Annotated in this window: 4 protein-coding genes; all 4 read left to right on the top strand. The window is 53.1% G+C overall.

Annotation, left to right across the window (positions count from 1 at the left end; all coding sequences use genetic code 11):
* A partial coding sequence (locus ABGY95_RS09630) for a penicillin-binding transpeptidase domain-containing protein (protein ID WP_347441466.1) occupies positions 1 to 1,265 on the top strand: 1,265 nt, incomplete at its 5' end.
* 126 nt (positions 1,266 to 1,391) lie between these two features.
* A complete protein-coding gene (locus ABGY95_RS09625; RefSeq protein WP_347441465.1) occupies positions 1,392 to 2,978 on the top strand; it encodes an Rne/Rng family ribonuclease in 1,587 nt (528 codons plus the stop codon).
* Between the two features lie 8 nt (positions 2,979 to 2,986).
* Positions 2,987 to 3,400 (top strand): hypothetical protein, encoded by a 414-nt coding sequence (locus tag ABGY95_RS09620; RefSeq protein WP_347441464.1) that lies wholly within the window; start codon positions 2,987 to 2,989, stop codon positions 3,398 to 3,400.
* Complete coding sequence (locus ABGY95_RS09615; protein WP_347441463.1) at positions 3,397 to 3,969, top strand: hypothetical protein; 573 nt, start codon at positions 3,397 to 3,399, stop codon at positions 3,967 to 3,969. Before ABGY95_RS09620 ends, ABGY95_RS09615 begins: the two co-directional genes overlap by 4 nt.
* Positions 3,970 to 4,111: the final 142 nt, after the last annotated feature.

Below are 4,111 nucleotides of genomic sequence, written 5' to 3'. Positions count from 1 at the left end.
CTGGCCGTGCTGCTGCCGTGGTGATGGACCCACGTACTGGCGAGGTCTTGGCAATGGCGTCAGTCCCCGATTTTGACCCCAACGATTTTATCCCTAATATCACCTCCAAGCGCTACGCAGACTATCGGGACAATAAATCAGCCCCCTTCCTCAATCGCGCCATCAGTAACTTCCCACCAGCATCCACTTTTAAAATCCCCGCAGCCATCACTGCTGCTCTCAATGGGCTCCACGGCATGCAGTGCGACTGCAAGGGCTACACTCCGTACGGTAAAGCTAAAATCCGTTGTTGGAAAACCTGGGGTCACGGCGTGCTAAGCATTCAGGAAGCGATCCAGCGCTCATGTAATCCCTACTTCATGAAAGTCGCCAACACAGTTGGCTCGGATAAAATGGTCGAGTCATACAGCATGCTGGGTCTGGGACAACCAACCGGCATCAGACTTCCACGCGAGTCCGCCGGTATTCTTCCTGGCAGTATCGATTGGCAACGTCGCTACCGAAATAAAGTCATGACTCCCGCCCTTACCGGCATGCTGGCCATTGGCCAAGGTGACTCCGAAGCCACGCCCCTTCAGATGGCCACACTCATCAGTGCCGTCGCCAATGGGGGACAACTCTATCAGCCACGCATCGTGCGTAAAGTCAGCCACGACGCCCTCGGCATCCAAATTTCTGACAGACCAAAACTCAAAACAAACCTGATCAAGCAGGGCCTCGACCAAGCTCAACTCCAAGGCATCCGCGAGGGTATGCGCCTGGCCGCGCACAAAATAGGTGGAACCGCTGGCCGCGCAGCCCCTAAAGACATCCTGATTGGTGCTAAGACGGGCACGGCCCAAACCACCGACCTCGGCATCAAGACTCACGTCGCCTGGACAGTAGCCTTCGCACCCTATGATAACCCACGCTACGTGGTAGTCGCGGCAGTCAAACGTGGTGGCAGCGGAGGCAAAGTTGCGGGGCCTCTCGTCAAACTCATACTCACCGGGCTCTTCGCTCAAGAAGATGGGCGCGATCTCCCGCTAGGCAAACAACAACCATACATCGGCAACACCGACCTCATTTCCGAAATTTCACTACCTGACGACAACCCACTTGCCGCAGCCTTCATGGCCGATGGCGAAACGGGTGAAGAGGCCTCAGCCATCGTCGTCATCAACCCTGAACCAGAAGAACCAGAAGACTTACCAACACCCACCATTCGTGCCGAGATCGACCCTCGCGGTTCGGTTATTCCGCGCGCAATACCCATTTACGAATAAAATACCAATTTAGGGCTATCAACAGCCCCTAACAATCAATAGAAACGACGCATTACAACTTTCCGATACCCCCCAACAACCATTTTCAACAAACCATTTTCAACAAACCAATTTAACAAATTTATTATGATCAAAAAAATCAAACAAGTACTAGGCTTAGGTGAGCCAAACCCTCGTGAGGGAGTCACACTCGTCATCAACGCAGAACGACTCGAACGCCGAGTCGCTCTAGTAGAGAATGGCAGCCTCGAAGAATATGATGTCGAACGCGAAGGCGAAGACAACATCGTCGGTGGAATTTTCAAAGGAACCGTGAAAAATATCGAGCAAGGCCTCAAGGCTATGTTCGTGGATATTGGCATGGAGAAAAATGCCTTCCTCCACTTCTGGGACGCTATTCCAGCAGCCCTCGACGGTGGTCTCGAAGAAATCGAACGCGAAGGACGCCCGAGAAAGAAGCAAAAGAAAATCTCTTCAAAGGACATTCCTAACATCTACCCAATCGGTTCAGAAATCATGATCCAGGTCTCCAAGGGACCTATCGGCAACAAAGGCCCACGCGTGACCACAAACGTCTCACTCGCTGGTCGCTACCTCGTACTCATGCCATTCTCTGAGCAATTTGGTATTTCCCGCAAGGTCGACGACCCGAAGGAGCGCCAGCGTCTGCGCCGCATCATGCAGAAGCTGCAAGTACCTGAAGGCATGGGCATCATCATGCGCACAGTGGCCCAAGGCCAGCGCGCCCGCCACTTTGTCCGCGATCTAGCCATGCTCCTCGAGCAATGGAACGAAGTAGAAACCAAGCGTGACTCCAAGAAAGCTCCCGTCTGTACTTTCCGTGAGCCTGGCCTTATCGAGCGCACGGCACGCGATTTCCTCACTGACGAAGTCGACCAGATCATCTGTGACGACCTAGAGACTACTGAATTCATGCGTGATGTGGCTGGCAAGATTTCTCGCCGTGCAAAGCGCCGCATCCACCACTTCCCATCACGCCGCTCGATCTTTAACAAGATTGGCGTACAGAAGCAGATCGACGAGGCCTTCCACCGCCAAGTTTGGCTCCCGTGTGGTGGTTACCTTGTGATCGATGAGACCGAAGCTCTCATCGCTATCGACGTCAACACTGGCCGAAATAAAGGCTCCAGAGATGTCGATAAAATGATTCTCCAGACCAACGTGGAAGCAGCGGAAGAAGTCGCACGCCAACTCCGTCTCCGTAACATCGGTGGACTAGTCGTGGTTGACTTCATCGACATGCGTCACCGCCGCGACCAGATGACAGTGTACCGCGCCATGAAGGAGCGCCTCAAGCGTGACAAGGCCAAGACTCAGGTGATGCAGATCTCTCCAGTCGGCTTGATGGAAATGACTCGCCAGCGCCTCAAGGAATCTCTCCGTGACACAATGTACGAGCCCTGCCCGTATTGCCAAGGCCGTGGCCGCGTGAAGACTACCATGACTATGTCTGTGGAAATCCAACGCCGACTCCACACCGTCATTCAGCGCAATGCTGAAGGCCTCGGTGACCTCATCGTGCTGGTCAACCCAGATGTCCTCAACCGTTTCAAGAAGGAAGACTCCAAGCTCCTCGTTGAGCTCGAGCGCACCCACAATGGTCGACTAATCTTCCGTACTGACGCAAACCTTCACCGCGAGCGCTTCAGCGTGCTCGACGCTGAAACTGAGAAAACCGTCTTCCAGAGTTAACTATGGCCATGGATCGTAAAGTCGTTGAGGCCAAGGTCGACGAGGTCCTCAGCGCGAAAATCAAAAAGAACGCCAGCGCTCGGAAGGAGAAGCAATCCGCTCCTGACGTAGGCATGCCAAACACGGGGGCTGACAACCCCTTCGCGGCATTCGGAGGTGGAGGCATGCCCGACCTCTCAGCTATGGCTGGAATGCAAAGCGGCAAACTACCTCTAAAGATGCGCATCATGACCAAGCTTGCCGGCTTGGCCATGAACCCAAAGTTCTCCCGCTTCCTGCAAAAGAAGTGGTGGCCACTCTGGGTCGTCGTCGGTATCTTACTCTCAGGATTCATCGTCATTGGCGCCGTTCTTTTCCTAATCTGGAAAATGATCAAAGGCATCATTGGCGCATACACCGACATGTTCAAAAAACGTTCATGAAATCATTCCTAGCCATACTCTGCGTCACCTGCTGGTTCCTAAGTATGGCTAGTTCTCATGCCCAGGCACTGCTCTCCCCACCCTTTGGGCTCAAATGGGGAGACACTCCTGAAAGGCTCTTTGATTGGGCCGAAAAGCAAAAGCTCGATGTCTCAATCAGCCTGCCAGGTCATCAGGTGGACGAACGACACATCGTCATAAAAAACTCTAAAGGCAACCTGCCCAGCCACGATGCATCATCGCTCGAGGCACGCTTCAACAAAGGTCGCCTCTATGAAGTAGTACTCAACTACGCTGACCCAAAAATGAGCTTCGACCTAGCCAAGCTCAAATTCAATGAAGCAAAACGGGCGCTCACCCACCAACACGGCCAGCTCAAACTGAGTAGTAAAAAACGTGGCACTACCCGTGATAATTTCACAACCGACACCACCTCCTACCACATCGAGCCAGTTTCTGGGCTCTTTCTTATGCTCAGCTACACCGAGGTCCGCGACAGCCTCCGCAAGACCAGCCGAGCCACCTTCTCCATCATCTATCACAATGATAACGTGATCCCTAAGAAATAGAAAGCATTGTAAGCGAGTAGAACGACCAACGTTCCACAACCGCTTCAACAATCACTTAGCTCAACGCCTTAGACTATTTCAAGTGTCAAGGGCTAGTGAGGTCGCGTGATCACGAGTGATACGCTCACATAGTCAACAGAAT

The sequence above is a fragment of the Rubritalea sp. genome (assembly GCF_039830215.1).
GTDB lineage: Bacteria > Verrucomicrobiota > Verrucomicrobiia > Verrucomicrobiales > Akkermansiaceae > Rubritalea.
Note: the sequence above shows the minus strand (reverse complement) of the source record. Positions and strands in the feature narration are given on the sequence as shown.